The organism is Amycolatopsis jejuensis, from assembly GCF_000717335.1.
Lineage (GTDB): Bacteria > Actinomycetota > Actinomycetes > Mycobacteriales > Pseudonocardiaceae > Amycolatopsis > Amycolatopsis jejuensis.
Genome location: NZ_JNYZ01000003.1, coordinates 310,150 through 328,109, shown reverse-complemented (window position 1 = coordinate 328,109; position 17,960 = coordinate 310,150). Strand labels below are relative to the sequence as shown.

15 protein-coding genes and 1 pseudogene are annotated in these 17,960 nt (G+C 67.4%); 15 read left to right on the top strand and 1 reads right to left on the bottom strand.

The features are described 5' to 3' along the window. The 15 genes and pseudogenes from OO71_RS04670 to OO71_RS04600 form a co-directional block, all read left to right on the top strand. Window positions 1-627 (top strand): amidase (locus OO71_RS04670; protein ID WP_162186025.1); only part of this gene is annotated, 627 nt, incomplete at its 5' end. A gap of 455 nt (window positions 628-1,082) precedes the next feature. Next, entirely contained in the window at window positions 1,083-2,057 is a 975-nt protein-coding gene (locus OO71_RS04665) for a carbon-nitrogen hydrolase family protein (RefSeq protein ID WP_033288312.1), read from the top strand. A gap of 16 nt (window positions 2,058-2,073) precedes the next feature. After that, on the top strand, window positions 2,074-2,967 hold the full coding sequence (locus OO71_RS04660; RefSeq protein ID WP_033288311.1) for a fumarylacetoacetate hydrolase family protein: 894 nt from the start codon (window positions 2,074-2,076) through the stop codon (window positions 2,965-2,967). After that, window positions 2,964-3,523, top strand: a pseudogene (locus OO71_RS53550) (maleate cis-trans isomerase family protein). The gene OO71_RS04660 and the pseudogene OO71_RS53550 overlap by 4 nt, the downstream one beginning before the upstream one ends. Then, window positions 3,520-4,224: a GntR family transcriptional regulator gene (locus OO71_RS04650; protein WP_051791007.1), complete on the top strand. Its 705-nt coding sequence runs from the start codon at window positions 3,520-3,522 to the stop codon at window positions 4,222-4,224. The pseudogene OO71_RS53550 and the gene OO71_RS04650 overlap by 4 nt, the downstream one beginning before the upstream one ends. After that, the gene (locus OO71_RS04645; protein WP_033288310.1) at window positions 4,221-5,336 is read left to right on the top strand and encodes a cupin domain-containing protein; all 1,116 of its coding nucleotides are present in this window, start codon (window positions 4,221-4,223) and stop codon (window positions 5,334-5,336) included. The genes OO71_RS04650 and OO71_RS04645 overlap by 4 nt, the downstream gene beginning before the upstream one ends. A gap of 420 nt (window positions 5,337-5,756) precedes the next feature. Next, on the top strand, window positions 5,757-7,499 hold the full coding sequence (locus OO71_RS04640) for a fatty acyl-AMP ligase (protein ID WP_084144694.1): 1,743 nt from the start codon (window positions 5,757-5,759) through the stop codon (window positions 7,497-7,499). Beyond that, window positions 7,492-9,060: an acyl-CoA dehydrogenase family protein gene (locus OO71_RS04635; RefSeq protein WP_051791006.1), complete on the top strand. Its 1,569-nt coding sequence runs from the start codon at window positions 7,492-7,494 to the stop codon at window positions 9,058-9,060. The genes OO71_RS04640 and OO71_RS04635 overlap by 8 nt, the downstream gene beginning before the upstream one ends. Next, window positions 9,057-10,706, top strand: coding sequence for an acyl-CoA dehydrogenase family protein (locus OO71_RS04630; RefSeq protein ID WP_051791005.1), 1,650 nt, complete (start codon window positions 9,057-9,059; stop codon window positions 10,704-10,706). The genes OO71_RS04635 and OO71_RS04630 overlap by 4 nt, the downstream gene beginning before the upstream one ends. Before the next feature lie 23 nt (window positions 10,707-10,729). Further along, window positions 10,730-11,008: an acyl carrier protein gene (locus OO71_RS04625; protein ID WP_051791017.1), complete on the top strand. Its 279-nt coding sequence runs from the start codon at window positions 10,730-10,732 to the stop codon at window positions 11,006-11,008. Then, on the top strand, window positions 11,005-12,264 hold the full coding sequence (locus OO71_RS04620) for a hypothetical protein (protein ID WP_033288309.1): 1,260 nt from the start codon (window positions 11,005-11,007) through the stop codon (window positions 12,262-12,264). The genes OO71_RS04625 and OO71_RS04620 overlap by 4 nt, the downstream gene beginning before the upstream one ends. 71 nt (window positions 12,265-12,335) lie before the next feature. Continuing rightward, a complete protein-coding gene (locus tag OO71_RS04615) occupies window positions 12,336-12,920 on the top strand; it encodes a hypothetical protein (protein ID WP_051791004.1) in 585 nt (194 codons plus the stop codon). Beyond that, window positions 12,917-14,167 carry a 3-isopropylmalate dehydratase large subunit gene (locus tag OO71_RS04610; protein ID WP_245633564.1) on the top strand — a complete coding sequence of 417 codons (1,251 nt, stop codon included), beginning with the start codon at window positions 12,917-12,919 and terminating at the stop codon, window positions 14,165-14,167. The genes OO71_RS04615 and OO71_RS04610 overlap by 4 nt, the downstream gene beginning before the upstream one ends. 2 nt (window positions 14,168-14,169) lie before the next feature. Continuing rightward, window positions 14,170-14,688, top strand: coding sequence for a LeuD/DmdB family oxidoreductase small subunit (locus tag OO71_RS04605; RefSeq protein WP_033288307.1), 519 nt, complete (start codon window positions 14,170-14,172; stop codon window positions 14,686-14,688). Between the two features lie 142 nt (window positions 14,689-14,830). After that, window positions 14,831-15,733 (top strand): patatin-like phospholipase family protein, encoded by a 903-nt coding sequence (locus OO71_RS04600; RefSeq protein WP_051791003.1) that lies wholly within the window; start codon window positions 14,831-14,833, stop codon window positions 15,731-15,733. Window positions 15,734-16,657: 924 nt separating this feature from the next. Here OO71_RS04600 and dndA read toward each other — a convergent pair. Continuing rightward, window positions 16,658-17,809 carry a cysteine desulfurase DndA gene (gene dndA / locus OO71_RS04595; protein ID WP_033288306.1) on the bottom strand — a complete coding sequence of 384 codons (1,152 nt, stop codon included), beginning with the start codon at window positions 17,807-17,809 and terminating at the stop codon, window positions 16,658-16,660. Between the last annotated feature and the right edge of the window lie 151 nt (window positions 17,810-17,960).

Here is a 17,960-nt window from a genome sequence, read left to right as displayed (position 1 = left end):
GGGTTTTTTGTGGATGGGGTGGATCCGGAGTTTCGGTCGGCGTTGGAGGCTGCGGTGGGGGTGTTGACGGAGGCGGGCATGGTGCGTACGTCGGTGGAGCTGCCGATGATCGAACAAGCCCAGACCGCACATTCGGTGCTGGTACTGGCGGAGTCCTACTCCGTGCACGAAGACTTGTACCGCGCCCGGAGCGAGCAATACGGTCCGAGCGCGCGCCAGCGGGTCGCCCTGGGCAGCACCGTGCCCGCGTCGGCGTACCTGCAGGCCGCACGGGTACGCAAGGTATTCCAGGACGAGTTCCGCAAAGCCATGGACGGCACGGACGTCCTCGTCACCCTCACGTCCCCCGCCCCGCCCCCGCGCTTCGGTGAGCAGCCCGCCCACCAATTCGGCGCCCGGCACATGGCCAAGGCAGGCAACCGATTCACCCGGATGGCAAACCTCCTCGGCGCCCCGGCGGTGTCGATTCCCTGTGGTTTCACCAGTTCCGGCCTGCCGATCGGACTCCAGATCATCGGCCGCCCCGGCGAGGACACCACCGTGCTGACCGTCGCCAATGCCTATCAGCAGCGCACCAGCTGGCACACCCAAGCTCCACCTGCCGCGGAAACCACCACTGTCGGCTAAGCGGCCCCGGGTACGTCGCGATTGGTGTTGGCCAAGGGATCCCGGGGTGCGTCCCACATGGGTCTCGGCTAAGCGGTCCCGAGGTGCGTCCCGATTGGTGTTGGCCAAGCGGCCCCGCGCCTGTCCCGATTGGTGTCGGCCAAGCGGCCCGGCGCCTGTCGCGATTGGTGTTGACCAAGCAGCCCCGCGCCCGTCCCGATTGGTATCGGCCAAGCGGCCCCGCGCCTGTCCCGCATGGGTGCAGCCCCGCGCCCGTCCCCATCACTGTCGGCCAACGGCCCGCCGTCCGTCCCCGATGACTGTCGGCTACCAGCCCGCCCGTCCCCACCGAGGCCGGTCCCGCCCCCCGCGACCTCCCAGCCAACCCGCCCCCCGCTCTCCAACCCTGGACGCACCCCCGCCACCCTTGCTAAAATAGCATTTGATCAAATCCACTAATATCGGATCGGACTGCGATGGTGGAGTACCCGAGGTTCCGGGCGGCGGCAGTCCAGGCCGCACCCGTATACCTGGATTCCGCTGCGACCGTCGCCAAAGCATGCGATCTCATCACCACCGCAGCCAACGAGGGTGCGGAACTCGTAGCCTTCCCCGAGGTGTTCGTCCCCGGTTATCCCTACTGGAACTGGACGATGTCACCCCTGCAGGGCAGCCCGTGGTTCGAGCGGCTCGCCGAGGCCGCGATCGACATCCCCGGTCCGGAGGTCGACCAGCTCCGGGCAGCCGCGCGGCGCACCGGAACCGTCGTGGTGATCGGCGTCAACGAGCGGGACCCGTTTTCGCTGGGGACGCTGTACAACAGCGTGGTCTTCATCGGTTCGGACGGCGCCCTGCTCGGCGTGCATCGCAAGCTGGTGCCGACCTGGGCGGAGAAGCTCACCTGGGCCGGGGGTGACGGGCAGTCACTGCGGGTCCACGACACCCCGCTCGGCCGGATCGGCGCGCTCGCGTGCGGGGAGAACACGAACACGCTGGCCCGGTTCGCCCTGCTGGCGCAGGGAGAGACGGTGCACGTCGCGAACTACATCGCGCTGCCCGTCGCGCCTGCCGACTACGACATGGTCGAGGCCATCAAGGTCCGCTCGGCGGCACATTCGTTCGAGGGCAAGATCTTCTCCGTGGTCTCCTGTGCGGCGATCAGCCAGGAGATCGTCGACGCGGTCGCGCACGACGACGCGTCCCGGGAGTTGCTGCAGCGCAAGCACAGTGCCTTCAGCGGCATTTTCGGTCCGGACGGGCGCCTGCTCACCGAACCGCTGATCGACGACGAGGGCATCGTCTACGCCGAGATCGACCTGCGCCGCTGCGTCCAGCCCAAGCAGATGCACGACATCATCGGCCACTACAACCGGTTCGACGTCTTCCAGCTGCACGTCGATCGGCGGCCTCGTAGCGGGGTCGTCTTCACCGATGACACACCTCGTCCCTGACCACCGAGGAGTCACCATGCGGTTCGCCACTTTCAGCCCGGCTGCCGGGCAGCCCCCACGGCTCGGCCTCGTCGTCGACGGCACCGTCGTCGACGTGCGAGCAGCGCTGGGTGGCACGGTGCCCGGTGACCTGCGCACCCTCATCGAGGCCGGGCCGGACGTTCTCGGCGCAGTCCGCGAGGCCGTGGACAACCGCACTTCGTGGCCGGAGGGCACGTCTTACCCGTGGGACGACGTGCAGGTACACGCTCCGCTGCGTCCGGGCAAGGTGATCGGCGTCGGACTGAACTACGTCGAGCACGTGGAGGAGTCGAGCCGCACGCTGGACACCGCCAAGGAGCTGCCGTCCCGCCCGGTGCTGTTCAGCAAACCGGGCACCGCGGTCGTCGGCCCTGGACAACCGATCCGCCACGACGCCCGGCTGACCAAGCATCTGGACTGGGAATGCGAACTCGCGGTCGTCATCGGCCGCACCGCACACGGAGTCCGGGCGGAGGACGCGTACCGGTATGTCTTCGGCTACACGATCCTGAACGACATCAGCGCCCGCGACCAGCGCCGCTCGGGCCAGTGGTTCTTCTCGAAAGGCCAGGACAGCTACGCCCCGATGGGCCCGGTGGTGGTGACCGCGGACGAACTCGCCGACCCGCACGCGCTGGAGCTGACCCTGTCCGTCAACGGCGAGCAGAAGCAGAACGGCAACAGCAAGCACATGCTTTTCCCGATCCCGGCGCTCATCGAGGACATCACCTCCGGGGTCACTCTCGAACCGGGCGACGTGATTTCCACCGGCTCGCCGCAGGGAGTCGGCGCCGCGCAGGATCCGCCGCAGTTCCTGCAGCCGGGAGACGTCGTGGAGGCACGGATCCAAGGCATCGGAGTGCTGACCAACCCGGTCGTGGCGGTATGACGACGACCGCGCGGCCGCACCGGATCGGGCTCATCGTCCCCAGCTCCAACGTCACCATGGAGACGGAAATCCCGGCAATGCTCCGGGCAAGGGACGAGATCGAACCCGAGCGGTTCACCTTCCACTCCTCCCGCATGCGGATGCAGTCGGTGACCGCGGAAGAGCTGGCGGCCATGGACGACGAGTCGGGCCGGTGTGCCGTGGAGCTGTCGCCGGAAACGGGGCCGAGCAGGTGGCCGGCTACCTCGGCAACGAGGGCTACGAGGTGACCGGCCACATCGCACTCGGGATCCCCGACAACCTCGAGGTCGGCAACCGCGATCCGATGGCGCTCGACACCATCGTCGACCAGCTCGATCACCGCCGGGCCGACGTCGTCATCCTGTCGGCCTGCGTCCAGATGCCCTCCCTCGCGGCGATCCCGGTGGTGCAAGAGCGGATCGGCAAGCCCGTAGTGTCCGCAGCGGTCGCCACCACCTACGAGGTCCTCAAGGCACTCGATCTGAAGCCGGTGGTGCCCGGCGCCGGAGAGTTGCTGAGCGGAAGGTACCGATGAACACTCCCAAACTCCGTGCCCCCGCGCGGACCACGACCGCCGGCCAGGCCTACAACGCCATCCTCGCCGCGATCCTCGACGGCTCGATCCCGGCCGGGGCACCGCTGCCGCTGCAAGGGCTGGCCGCCGATCTCGGGATGAGCATGATGCCCGTGCGCGAAGCCATCCGCCAGCTGGAGGCGATCGGCATCCTCGAGGTGGAACCGCATCGCGGGGCCCGGGTCCGCGCCATGACCGAGGACGACCTCATCGACACCTACCTCACCCGCATCGTGCTCGAGGGGGCGCTGGTACGCCAAGCCGCCGAGCGGTTCGACGAGCAGGCCGCGCGCAAGGCCCGCGACGCCCTCGACGCGCAGCAACGCGCCCTGCGCCTCGGCGACCAAGCCGCGGCCCGGAAAGCGCACGAGGACTTCCACTTCACCGTCTACCGGGCCGCCGGGTCGAACTGGCTGTTCCGTTCGATCGGCCCCACCTGGCACAACAGCGAGCGCTACCGCGCCGCCTCGCTGGCCGACGCCGCGGAGGTCAAGATCCGCCGCCGCGAGCACGAGCTGATCCTCCGGCACTGTGTGGACCACCAGCCCGCGGAAGCCGTCAACGCATTGCAGGCGCACCTGCTCACCACGGTCGAAAGCGTGAACGCCGAAGCCGCCGCCCGCCTCACCGAACGACTGGACCGGACCGAAGGAGCGACATGACCGCAAACGACGACATGCTCGGCCGGGCACGGGTACGCGACACCGACGAGCTGCTGGCCTACTACCAGCGTCTCGAAGAGCTGGACGCCGGGGCACTGTGGACGATCGCGAACAAGATCGAACCCTGGTCCCCCAAACCGCAGTCGATCCCCATGCACTGGCGCTACCAGGACCTTCGCCCGCTCGTGCTCGAAGCCCTCGGCCTCGTCAAGGGCGACGACGCCGGCCGCCGCGTCGTGGCGCTGTACAACCCCGAACGCCGGGACATCGCGGCCACCGTCGGGCTGCTCTACACCGGCCTGCAGGTCATGGCCCCCGGCGAGTCGATGACCGCCCACCGGCACCAGGCCGCCGCCCTGCGGTTCGTCCTCGAAGGCACCGGCGCCTGGACCATTGTGGACGGACAGAAACTGAAGGTCGGCCCACGCGACTTCGCGATCACCCCGAACTGGACCTGGCACGAGCACGGCAACGAAGGCGCCGCCGAGTCCGGCCCGGTGATCTGGCAGGACGGACTGGACATCCCCCTGGTCAACGCCCTGGACGCGCCGTTCTACGAGGTGCACCCGGACGTCTACCAGAAGGAAGAGGGCGTGGTGAACTCCTCGCTGCTCACCTACGGCGCCGGACAGCTGCGCCCGTACGGCGACACCTGGTCGAAAAACCACTCACCGCTGCTCGCCTACCCGTGGGAACCCACCTACGAGGCGCTGCTCAACGCCGCGAAGGCCACCGACGGTTCCCCCTACGACGGCATCATCATGGAGTACAGCAACCCGCTCACCGGTGGTTCGGTCATGCCCACTATGAGCGCGCACATGCAACTGCTGCGCGCAGGCGAGGCCACCCTGGCACACCGCCAGGTCGGCTCGAAGATCTACACCGCGGCCAAGGGAAGCGGCGTCTCGATCATCGCCGGCAAACGCTTCGACTGGAGCGAGGGCGACATCTTCTGCGTCCCGTCGTGGACGTGGCACGAACACGCGAACGCAAGCCAGTCCGACGACGCCTGCCTGTTCTCGTTCAACGACTTCCCGGTGATGCGGTCACTCGGCTTCTTCCGCGAAGAGGGCTACTCCGACAACGGCGGCCACCAGCCGGTCGCCGCCTGAGCCAGCACCCCACCCGATTCGTTTTTCCTTTTCCACATGCCGCCGTCAAGGCCTGCCACTCCTGGATAAATCGACAATATCAAGAGATGGAGCCATGCGAATCGGTAAAGCCGACCGAACGAATCGGTACCGAAATCGCACAGCTACCACAACGCGAACCAGCGCCGGACGACGAGCCTGCCAGATAAGGGGATTTTTCCTGTCCGCCCAAGGGTGACCGCTGTCGAGTCGGCTTCGCGTATCACCCCCAGCGGGTGATCTCCCCAATGCGGTCGCACATTTTCCTCTCCGGTCAAAGTTCGTGACCGAAATGACCCTGCTGGCGCCCCGGTTCGGTTTACGCAAGTACGGTCCATTGGGAACGGGACGAGTGAATTACCCGACCTCGATCGGATACCCACTGGGTAGGAAGGCGAGCGCTTGACACTCACCGCCATCCAGACTGCGACGAGCGTGGTCGACCTGTTTCGCCGCCGGGTTGCCGAAAACGGCTCCGCACCGGCCGTGACCACCGTTGCCGAAGACGGCAGCACGCCGTTGACGGTGTCGTACGCGGAGCTCGACCGGCGGGCCCGCGCCATCGCGGCAGCGCTGCGGTCCGGTAACCCCGGCGACCGCGTCATGCTGGTTTTCCCGTCCGGTCCGGACTTCGTTGCCGCGTTCCTCGGCGTGCTGTATGCGGGCATGGTCGCGGTTCCGGCGCCGCTCCCCGGTAAGTACGCCCACCAGCGCCGCCGCGTGTCGACGATCGCGGTCGACTCCGGTGCGCGCCGCGTGCTCACCGGTCCCGCGGATTTCGCCGACGCACAGGACTGGGCGCGGGCCGAACTGCCCGGGGTAGACGTGGTCGACGTCGCGGAACTGACCGGTGCCGATCCGTTCGCCGCGCCCGACGTCAGCAGGGCCGATCTGGCGATGCTGCAGTACACGTCCGGGTCGACCGGCGATCCCAAGGGGGTCATGGTCAGCCACGGCAACCTGTTGCACAACGTGGCCTGCCTCGGGCGGGCGATGGGCTTCACCGGCCGGACCCGGTTCGGTGGCTGGATTCCGCTCTACCACGACATGGGACTGATCGGACAGCTGCTGCCCGCACTCTTCTTCGGTTCCGAGTGCGCACTGATGTCGCCGACCGCGTTCCTCAAGCGCCCGATCCACTGGCTCACCCTGATCGACCGGTTCGGCATCAACTATTCGGCGGCGCCGAACTTCGCTTTCGAGCAGTGCGTCCACGGGGTCACCGATGACCAGCTCGCCGGGCTCGACCTGTCGCGGTGGACGCATTCGGCGAACGGATCGGAACCGATCCGCGCGCGGACGCTGCTCGCCTTCGCGAAGCGGTTCGCCCCGGCCGGCTATGCGTCACACGCTCTGACGCCCTGCTATGGCCTCGCGGAGGCGACCGTGTTCGTGTCCGGCCGGGGCGACCGCGAACCGATGATCGCGCGGGTGGACGCGGCGGCGCTGGAACGCCACGAGTTCCGGCCGGTGGACCCGGCAACGCCCGGGGCGGAACTGGTGAGCTGCGGTACCGCGGACGACTTCGACGTCCGGGTCGTCGACCCGGCGACGTCCGCGACCGCCGGGGAGGGGCGAATCGGCGAGATCTGGCTCCGCGGTCCGAGCGTGACCATGGGCTACTGGCGGAACCCGGCAGCGACGGCAGCTGTGTTCGGAGCCACGACGGCCGACGGGGAGACGGGATTCCTGCGCACCGGCGACCTCGGCATCGTGCACGGCGGTGAGCTGTACGTGACCGGGCGGATCAAGGAAACCCTGATCGTGCGGGGGCGCAATCTGTACCCGCAGGACATCGAGCACGAGATCCGGGCGCAGCACCCGGAATTGCAGCCGGTTGTCGGGGCCGTGTTCGGCGTCGCCGCGCCGGACGAACAGATCGTCGTGACCCACGAGCTGCGCGGCAGGCCGGACGAGGCGCGCCTCCGCAATCTGGCCACGTCGATCCGGCTCACCGTGACGCGCGAGTTCGGCATCCGCCCGGCCGCCGTCGTGCTGCTTCGGCCCGGCGCGGTCCGCCGGACCACGAGCGGCAAGATCCAGCGCACTGAGATGAGGGAGCTGTTCCTTTCCGGTGCGCTGCAACCGGTGTACGAAGCTGTCGACGCCGCGCTCCGGGAGCCAGGACGAGAATCCGATGGCTGAGCTGGCCGAACTGATCGCCGGCGCCCTCGATCCGGACCGACTGTCCAAATTGGACTCGGAAGAGGCGTTTCCGAGTGCGGCGTGCACGGCGCTGGACGAGTTCGGACTGCCTGCCTACTACGTACCGGCGGCCGATGGCGGCCGGCTGGGCGATTTCAGCCAGCTGATCCGATTGCTGGCCGCCGTCGCGGCTCGCGACCTGACCGTTGCCGTCGCGCACGGGAAGACGTTTCTCGGCGGCGTGGCCACCTGGCTGGCCGGCACCCGAGAGCAGCGAGCAGCTCTGGGCGGTCGAATCGGAGCGGGCGCCGTGGTGTCGTGGGCCCTGACCGAGCCGGGCCATGGCAGCGACCTGCTGGCCGGTGAGGTGACTGCCACCCGCACCGATCAGGGCTGGCTCCTCAACGGCACGAAGTGGACGATCAACAACGCGACGCGCAGCGACGTACTGTGTGTGCTGGCAAGGACAAAGCCGGAGGGCGGCAATCGGGGCTTCGGACTGTTCCTGCTCGACAAGTCCGGCGTACTCGCCGACCGCTACACCTACGTGCCCAAGCTGCACACGCACGGTGTGCGCGGCGCGGACATCAGCGGCATCGCTCTGCACGACGCGCCGGTACCGGATGACGCCCTGCTCGGCGGCGCCGGGCAGGGCATGGAGATCACGGTAAAAGCCCTGCAGCTGACCAGGATTCTGACCACGTCACTGTCGCTCGGCGCCGCAGCACACGGGTTGCGGTTCGCGGCGGAATTCGCGGCGGCCCGCCACGCCGGTGTCCACCGGCTCGCCGATCTGCCGAACGTGCGCCGGGTGCTCGGCCGTGCGGTCGCGACCACGTGGCTGGTGGAGGCCGTCTCCACGGTGGCAGGCAGATATGTCAACGCCGCTCCGGAAGAGCTGAGTGTCGTGTCGCCCGTGGTGAAGGCGCTGGTACCGGCACTCGTCGACGGGATGCTCGCCGAACTCGGTGAACTGCTTGGCGGGCAAGGATTCCTGGTGGCCGGCGAGTTCGAGAAGATCGAGCGCGATCACCGGCTGGTCGCGATCTTCGACGGCAGCACCGACGTGAACCGGTACGCCCTGATCGGCCAGTTCGGCTTGCTCGCCCGGGGTTACGCGGCCCGTCGGCGGAATTCGGACGTGGCCGCGGTGACCGATCTGGCGCGGCCGGTCGGGCCGCTGCGGTTCGACCGGTTGCGCCTGCTGTCTCCGACCGGCTGTGATCTCGTGCAGTCGGTACCGGAAGTGGCCTCGGCATTGTCCGGCCCGTTGGTCGCGCGGTTCGCGGCGCTCACCGACGAGGTGCTGGCCGCACTGGCTGATCACCAGGCGGCCAAACAGCCACCGGCCGAGGCATTCGAACTGGCTGTCCGGTACGAACTGTGTTTTGCCGGCGCCGCGTGTATGCGGCTGTACCAAGCGAATCCCGGCCGAGTGGACGCGACCTGGCTGCAGGCTTGCCTTGCCCGCGTCATGGTGCTGCTCGGCGAGCCGGCCGAACCGATCGAGCGCGACACGTTGGATGGGCTCGAGCCGGCCTTCGAGGAGAGACTGGCATGACAACCGGTGCGGCCGTGGCGGCCGTACAACGGATCCTCGGCGATCCTTGGGCCGCGGACAACCCGCTGGGACTCGCGGCGTGCCTGGCAGCCGACGAACGGGCGGAGCTGCCGCCGTCCGGCGTCGCGGCAATGGCGGAGTTCGGATTGACCGCGGAGTTCGTGCCTGCCCACCACGGCGGCCGGCTGCGGAACCTCGCCCGCACGATCGAGGTCCTGCGCGCGGTCTACCGGCGCGACCCCGCTCTCGGGCTGGGTTGCGGCGCCGGCCCCCTGGTGGCCGCGGCCAACGTGTGGACCGCCGGCTCGCCGCAACAATGCGCGCGAACCGCGAAACTGCTGCTGGCCGGAGGAACCCTGGCGGGCGGCAGCGATCTCACCGATCACGGGCTGTCGGCCGTCCGGTCGGGTAACTCGCTCGTCCTCAACGGGGTCAACGACATCGTTGCGAATATCGAGCACGCCGACGCCATGGTTGTGTCGGCCCGCACCATGGACACGCCCGGCACGCGGCCGTACCGCCAACTCCTGCTGCATCGCGGCGAACTGGCTGCTGACCGCGTACATGACCTGCCCCGGCACGCCACGGTCGGGATGCGGGGCGTCTCACTCGGCGGCATCCGGTTCACCGAGTGTCCGGTACCCGCGGCCAGCCCGCTTGGCGGCCTGGGCGATGGCCAGCGGTCCTGCCAGGTCATCCGGGTCGCCCTGCCCGGCATGATGATCGGCATCCTGGACACCGCATTGCGGCTGGCAGTGCGGCACGCCCGCCGTCGCATCCTGTACGGCGCATCGCTGGCCGGAATGCCGCGTGCCGAGGCAATTCTGTCCGGCGCATTCGCCGACCTGTTGTGCTGCGACGCGTTCTGCGGCGCGGCGGCCGAGGCACTGGTCCGGTTTCCCGGCTCCGCCAACCGGTACGCGGCTGCGGTGAAGTTCCTGGTCCCCCGGATGTTGATCGACGCGACGACGGAACTGAGTGCGCTGCTCGGAGCCGCCTTCTACGTGCGGGACGGGGAAACCGGCTACTTCCAGAAACTGGTCCGGGACGTCCGGGCAGCCGGTCTCGGGCACGAGCCTGCCATCTCCGCTCAATTGACCCTGCTGACCTGCTTACCGCGCTCGGCTCGGTCTGGGATCCCGGCGCCGGACGAGTTGTTCCGATCAGGATCCGATGAACTGGATTTCGGCAGGCTCACCCTCCAGCCGGACGACGACGACCCGCTGATCGGCACGCTGCTGACCGCCGTCGACCGGATTCCCCGTGATGCCAGGGAGTTGCGTGCCCTGGCGGCGTGGTTCGGCGACCAGGTCGACGCACTGGCCGCGGACTGCCGCACGCTTCCGCCGAACGAGCCGGGTATCACCGCCGGCCCGGCTGCTCTCGCGCTGACCACGCGTTACGCCCTCGCCCTCGGCGCGGCGGCCTGCCTTGGCCGCTGGCTGGCCGACGGCGGCGACCCGGCGTGGCCGCTGCTGGCGTTGGCCAGGCTGGCCAGGCGATTCACCGGCCGCCTGCCTGACCTCCCGGGTCTGCCGGCCGCCGTGGCAGCGGCGCGGTCGCAACTGGGTACCGACGCTGCCGAACGCGCCGACCAGGACATGACGTTCGACCTTGCGTGCCGCGACCTCCGCAGCATGGCATGACAACCGCGGACGAGGAGATCCCGATGTCACCCGAGCAAGTTTCCCCGGCCATCGACCGGCACCGGCTGGCCACCTGGCTGACCGGCCGGATCGCCGGCTACCTGCAGATGGCACCGGAGAATATCGACAGTTCGGTTCCGCTGCCCGAATACGGGCTCGACTCACTGCACGCGGTCGCGGTGTGTGGCGAGATCGAAGACGAGTTCGGTCTCGTCGTCGATCCGACGGTGCTGTGGGACAACCCGTCCGTGGACGCGTTGAGCGCCGCGCTCACCGCAATTGACCGTGAGGAGCAGCAGTGACCGAGCATGACTTGATCCGAGCGTCGGCGCAGGCGGGAAGGGTCGTCGTCTACGAGGAGTCACCGCGGGACGGTGCGCAGGCGAAGACTCTGATGAGCGCTGACTTCCGAGTGAAACTCGCGCTGGCGCAAGGAGCGATGTTCGGCGAGAACGGTTCTCGGCAGGTGGTGTATGCCGCGGGTTTCCCCGCCATCTCCGGCCACGAGCGCGAGGCCATCCGGAAAGTCGCGCAGGAGGCGCAAGAGGCCGTCAGCGTCTCTGCCGTGTGTCGATGCCTCCCGCAGGACGTCGAACTCGGACTGAAGGCTCTCAACGGCGCGAAGAACACCCGGCTGCTCATCATTGTGGGAAGCTCGGCGGAGATGTGCCAGCTGACCGGACGCTCGACGTCTGAATTTTTCGCCTATGCACTCGACGTGGTCAAGCAGGCAGTTCAGGAATCAGCCGGAGAGGTGGCCGTCGACGTCATCATGGGGGATGCTCCCCGCGCAGACCGGGCACAGCTGGCGGACAGCGCCGCGGCCATGACCGCCGAGGGCGCGGGTCTGATCGTACTGGCGGACACCACCGGTGGACTGCTGCCGAGAGAGGCAGGTGCCCTCTTCGAGGACATCGCCCGGCGGGCGGGCGATGAGGTGGTCCTCGGCTCGCATATGCACAATGATCTCGGCCTCGCGCTCCCGAACACCCTCGCCGCGATGGAGACCGGAACCAGGGTCATCGCCACTTCCTGGCTCGGCTTTTCCGAGCGCAGCGGAATGACTCCCACCGAGGTGCTCGTCTTCTTGCTCACTTACGCCCCGAAGCGGGCTGCCGAACTACTCGGCACCGACGTCCCTCTGTGGTGGTCGGCGCCGGATCTGAAGCAGCTGCCGCGGATTACCGAAATGGTCTCTCGCGAAACGGGCGTACCGATCACCGTGACCACCCCGATCGTCGGTTCCGGGGTCGGCACGACCAGCGCCGGAACGCATTTTCTGGATCCGACGGTATTCCATGCGTTCGACCAGAAAGAGCATCTCGGTATCGAGCAGAAGGTACTCCTCACTCAGCTGGTGTCGAGCCGGATCGTGAAATCGGTGGCGGAGAACCTGGGGTACGGGTTGACCTCGGACGAAATCACGTCCGCCATGGCCTGGATCAAGGATCGTGCTTTCCGGCTCAACGAATCCGTCGTCAGCGAGGACGACTTTGCGATGTTCCTCGACGGAATGGTGGCCGGCCGTCCACTGGCCTCGGCCGACCCGGTGACATGACAGACGGTGAACTTCCCGGCGCCCAGCCGGGATATACGGCCCTTCGCGAGGGCCGGGCAGCAGTTCTTCCGATGCCGCCCCCGCTCACGTATGTGATCGTCTCCCGGCAACCGGCGTCGATCAATGCGGCGAAGGGCCGTCCGCTCGATCAGGAGGTGGCGGTTTGGCTCTACCAGGATGCGGCGTGGACCGCGCTGACGCCGAGCCTCGATCTGGAGCCTGCCGCACGTCAGACTGCGGCTCGGCTCATGCGAGAGGAGCTGGTCACCCTTCTCGTGCCGCTACGAGAGCGCGCAACACCTCCTGAATGGTCCGCTCCGGCGACCCGGCGCGGCTTCGTACTGGTATGCGGCGGACGCTGGGAGCCACTTGCCTCCCTCATCGACCAGTTCCCGCTGTTGTACGTCAGCAGCGCCAACAGCACGGGCAACGATCCCGCCGCGACCGCGGTAGCGGCCAAAGCCATGTTCGGTCCGGAAGTTCCGGTCGTCGACGGCGACGCGCTCCGAGATCCCGATCTCGACTACCGAGCGACCACCATGCTGCGCATGGCACCCGACGGGAAGGTCGACCTGGTCCGGCACGGCGCACAGGATCGGGGCGAGCAGTCATATCTGGAGACGCTCACCAGGCTGGGGGTCACGTCATGGGCATGACGATGATCGAAAAGATCCTGGCCCGCAAGGCCGGCGTGCCGACCGTAGCCCCAGGCCAGATCGTCACCTGCGAGGTCGACCTGACCGTGATGATCGATCTGCAGTTCGCCACCGGATGGATCCCGCCGACCCGCATCGCCGACCCGGACCGGGTCGCGGTCGTCATGGACCACGCCGTCCCGGCACCGACAGTCCAGGACGCCGAAGGCGGGGTGAATGCCCGCCGCTTCGTAGCGGACTTCGGCATCAGCAAGTTCTTCGACGTCGGCGCCCACGGGATCTGCCACCAGGTGATCGCCGAAAACGGCCTGGCGCGTCCCGGCGAAATCCTCGCGTGTACCGACTCTCACTCCTGTGCGGCAGGCGCGTACAACACCGCGGCCCGGGGGTTGGGCCCGGCGGAGGTCTACGCGATTCTGTGCACCGGACGTACCTGGTTCGAGGTCTCACCCACGATCCGCTACGAGTTGATCGGTTCACTGCCGGACGGCGTCTCGGGTAAGGACGTCTTCCTTCATCTCGCCGGTGTTTTCGGGGATGCGACCAACCACAACCTCGAGTACGGCGGGGACGGGATAGCTTCCTTGTCGATGAGCGACCGACGCACGATCGCCACGCAGGGAGCCGAGATTTCCGCCGATTTCTCGATCTTCCCCGCCGACCGAGCGTGCCGGGACTTCGTCGACGAGCACTCGCCGCCGGACGCCGCGCCCTACGATGGGGTGGAGGCGGATCCGGACGCGCGTTACGCGGCAGTCCGGCGAGTGGACCTGAGTGCCCTCGAGCCCCATGTTGCCCGGCCGGGCGGCGTGAGCGGGAATTCGCTTCCGGTTTCCGCGGTGGAGGATCGGGCCGTCCAGCAGTGTTTCATCGGTTCGTGTGCGAATGGCCAGCTCGAGGATCTGCGGATCGCGGCGTCGATCGTGCGGGGCAAGAAGGTCGCCGCCGGGGTAAGGCTTCTCGTCACCCCGGCTTCGCAGCGGGTCTATCGGGACGCCATGCGCGCCGGCTACCTCCAGGACCTTGCCGACGCCGGTGCGGTCATCACCAATTCGACGTGCGGCGCGTGCTTCGGGTATCACCTCGGCGTGCTCGGACCGGGTGAGGTGTGCTTGACCTCCTCCACGCGGAACTTCACCGGCCGGATGGGGAGCCCGGACGCGGAGATCTACCTGGCCTCTCCCGCAACGGTGGCCGCGTCCGCGCTCGTCGGGCGGGTCACGGATCCGCGAGACACCAGGGACTGACGATGCTGCGGACGCGTTTCTCGGGCCGGGTGTGGGTCGTCGGGCACTCGGTGAACACCGACGCGATGTATCCGGCCCATGCCATGAAAATGAGCATTCCGGAAGCCGCCCGGCACGTGTTCTACGAACTGCGCCCAGGCTGGGTCGACGACGTGGAGCGGGGAGACATCATCGTGGCCGGGCGGAACTTCGGGCTGGGCTCCTCGCGCCCGGTTGCCGCCCTGCTGCGGGAACTCGGCATCTCGGCGCTGGTCGCCGAGGAGTTCAACTCGCTCTTCTTCCGCAATGCGATCAATCACGGACTCCCCGCGCTGCGGGTCGGCGGGGTGTCCACCGCGTTCGCCGACGGCGAAACGATGACCCTTGACCTGTCCGAAGGCTGGGTGGCCAACGACGACCGGGGAACTCGTCTGCCGGGTGACCGGCTCCCCGACCTCGTACTCGAAATCCTTTCCGCCGGCGGCATCATGGAGAAGCTCGCCATGGACGGCTACCTTCCCGAGACCCATCGGCGATCCTGACGCACTCTCCACGCGAGCCCATTGGCCATTCCGGTCACCGTCGTGCACCTCGGCTCCGCCACCGCCGACGCCCGGGCGTCCACGTCGTGCGGATCCCGCTCCCGGCTGAACCGATTGCTGGACAACGACAGCGGAGGATGTGATGGCGGCAGACCCGGGTGAACCAACCCGTGCGCTGGTTCTGGGCGGCGGTGGCCTGGTCGGCCTCGGCTGGCAGACCGGACTGCTCACCGGCCTGCGCGAAGCCGGGCTCGACCTGTCCGATGCCGAGGTAGTTCTCGGCACGTCGGCAGGTTCGCTCGTCGGGGCACTGGTGGCGTCGCGCGCCGGCTTCGCGGCCGGGTTGACCACCTTGGCCAGCGTGGCAGAGGTAATGGACAGCGCGACCTTGGCCGCGGGCTTCAAGAATTTCATGACCATCGTGGCGAAGGCTGGGCTGGACACCGACCTGCGCGCGGGCCTGGTACGGATCGGCGAGGCCGCCGAACGGGCCGACACGATGGACGAGCGAACCTATCTGAGCCTGTTTGCGGAGATCGCCGACCTACCATGGCCCCACTCGTTCCACTGCACGGCCATCGACGCCGAAAACGGCGAATTACGAGTGTGGGGACCGGAATCCGGCGTGCCGCTGCAGAAGGCGGTAGCGTCCAGCTGCGCGGTGCCGATGCTCTACCCACCAGTCAGCCTGGACGGACGCCGCTACCTCGACGCCGTGGTCGTCAATCACCTCAACGCAGCCGCAGCACCCCCGACCGATCGCATGATCATCATGTCCTCCGTCCCGCTGAGCACGACCGGACCGAGGCCGTCACCCTTGATGGCCAGAACCGCCAACCGAGAACTCGCGACCATCGGCAAGACCCGATGGCTGGCGACCGTAGAACCGCGCACGAGAGCGCAATCCGGGCCGACGCCCAACGCGATGGACCTGCAACTGGCGCTTGAGGAATACGCTCTGGGCATTCGCCAGGCAGAACACGAAGCCGACCGCCTGGCTACCGTGTGGACCGGCCAACCCCCTTCGGCGCGATCCTGCAGCTGACGATCGATGTGATCTTCGGTGACCGCCGGTACTTCAGCGAGCTGCTAACCACTTCGGGACGCCACCCCTTGTCTCCGCGGTAGGCCTGACAGAAATGCGTGCTCGGCAGGAACTTATGCGAGTTGCACGGACGGTTCCGTGTTTTGTCTGCCGGTCAGCAGCGAAATCCTCGACCCCATCCTGAGGGCGAAACGAAGCCGTCGAGACCGCAGGTCGGTTCAAGGTAGAGGGCCACGATCCGGAAGCCGTCCAGCACGCGCCCTGGGCGGGATCGGCGATCCTGAAACACGTGTCCGCCCCAGCCAACCCGGCCCACCAAGATCCGGCACCGCACCGGACCCGCCGGGTGTTGCAAACTCGCGATCGTCACCGCGTATGAGAACGCCCCCAACGGCGAGAAAGGCGCAATCGTGCGCCAGACATCGGCGTCCTGTCCGGCGAACCACCAGATAACGATCTTCGCGACGCAGATCGTGGGCCCGCTCACCCCGTTCGGCCCGAGGATGCTTGACCTTGACGTCGAGCAAGTCGGCCAGCACTGCGGGTGCCGGGTCGTCAGCCGCCGACGTGAAGCTTGTGGCTGAGGCAGCCACCAACGACGACCGTCGGGCTGCATTACGCTCAGCGTCGATCATGTGTCTGCTGGGGCGTCGCGTGCTCTCACGAAGAGCTGACCAGCGTGAATAGGCGTGCCGCTGATACTCACACCGTGAAGGAGTCTTCGAGTACCAGCCGCTCGCCTGTCGATGTTGCCCATGTTCTGGGTGCACCCAACAAGCCAGTATACGAACCTAAACCTGCTGGTCAGCGGCTTGCCGATCTCTGTGAAGGCACCTCAACGCGAAGGTTCGAAGGCAGGGATATGGAAAGCCTCGTCGGAAGCAGCGATAGGAACTACGCTCTGTTGTCACCGGCCTTGAAGGGCTAGCGGACGGCGTTGATCCGTTCGCGAATTCCGCGCCAGTCGGTGGCGGGCGTGAGGTGGCTCCACGAGATGCGCAATGCGCTAGAGACGCGATCCGCAGGTAGTCCCATGGCGGTCAGCACGTGGCTGGGTTCGTAGCTGTGGGAGGTGCAGGCTGAGCCGTTGGAGATGGCGGCGGAGCCTTTCAGAGCGACGATCGCGGCTTCTGAGTCGAGTCCGGGTATGGACACGTTGACGGTGTGCGCGACCGTGCGGTCGAGGTCGCCGTTGAATTCAGCGCCCAGCTCTTGCAGCGCTGTGAGTACGTCAGTGCGGTACTTCAGGCACGCGTCAGTTCGTGCTTGATGGTTGTCGATGGCGAGTTGAGCGGCAGTTCCTAACCCAGCGATGTGCGGGACGGGAAGCGTGCCAGGACGGAGACCGCGTTCTTGCCCGCCGCCGTAGGCGAGCGGGGTTAGCGGCGGCCGTTTGTAGCCCCGGCGGCGGGTGATCAGCGCTCCAACGCCCTTGGGGCCGAAGATCTTGTGACCAGAGATGCTGATCAGGTCGATGCGCGGGTCGGACAGGTCGTCGAATTCCTTGCCGAAGCCTTGTGCCGCGTCGACGTGCAGGTAGGCCGGGTGGTCTCGCAGAAGGTTGGCGATCTCGCCGATCGGCTGGCGGACGCCCGTCTCGTTGTTGATGTGCATCACTGATACTGCAAGAGTGTCGCGCTGGACAGCGGACGCTACGGCTTCGGGGTCGACCCAGCCGCCAGTTGTTGGTGGGACGAACGTGACGTCGAAGCCCCTCTTCTGGAGTTGCTCCAGGGGTTCGAGGACGGCCTTGTGTTCGATCTGGGTGGTGACAAGGTGTCGCTTGGCTGACGACTCGCCGTGCGGTGCCAACCCGAGCAAAGCGATGTTGTTGCTCTCGGTCGCACCGCTAGTGAAGACGACTTCATCGGGCTGTGCGGATACCACCGCTGCGACCTGCTCGCGCGCACGCTGAACACGGCTCTTCGCGGTCTGCCCGTACTCGTGGGTCCGACTGCCAGCGTTGCCGAACTCCACTGCCAGGTAGTGCGTCATCTCCTGCAGCACCGCCAGCTCGAGCGGTGTCGTCGCGTTGCTGTCGAGGTAGACCGCCTCGTTCGTGTTGTCGCTGGTCACGCTACCTTCTGTCGTCATGTCGGCGTTGCTCGCAGAACTGTCGGTTGATGTAGGTAGTGTACGCAGCTAGAGCATGCGGTGTTCGTAGCCACGCCGGTGCATGTACGAAGAAAGTCGCACCCGGTTGCGAACTTGGCGAAGGGGAGGTACT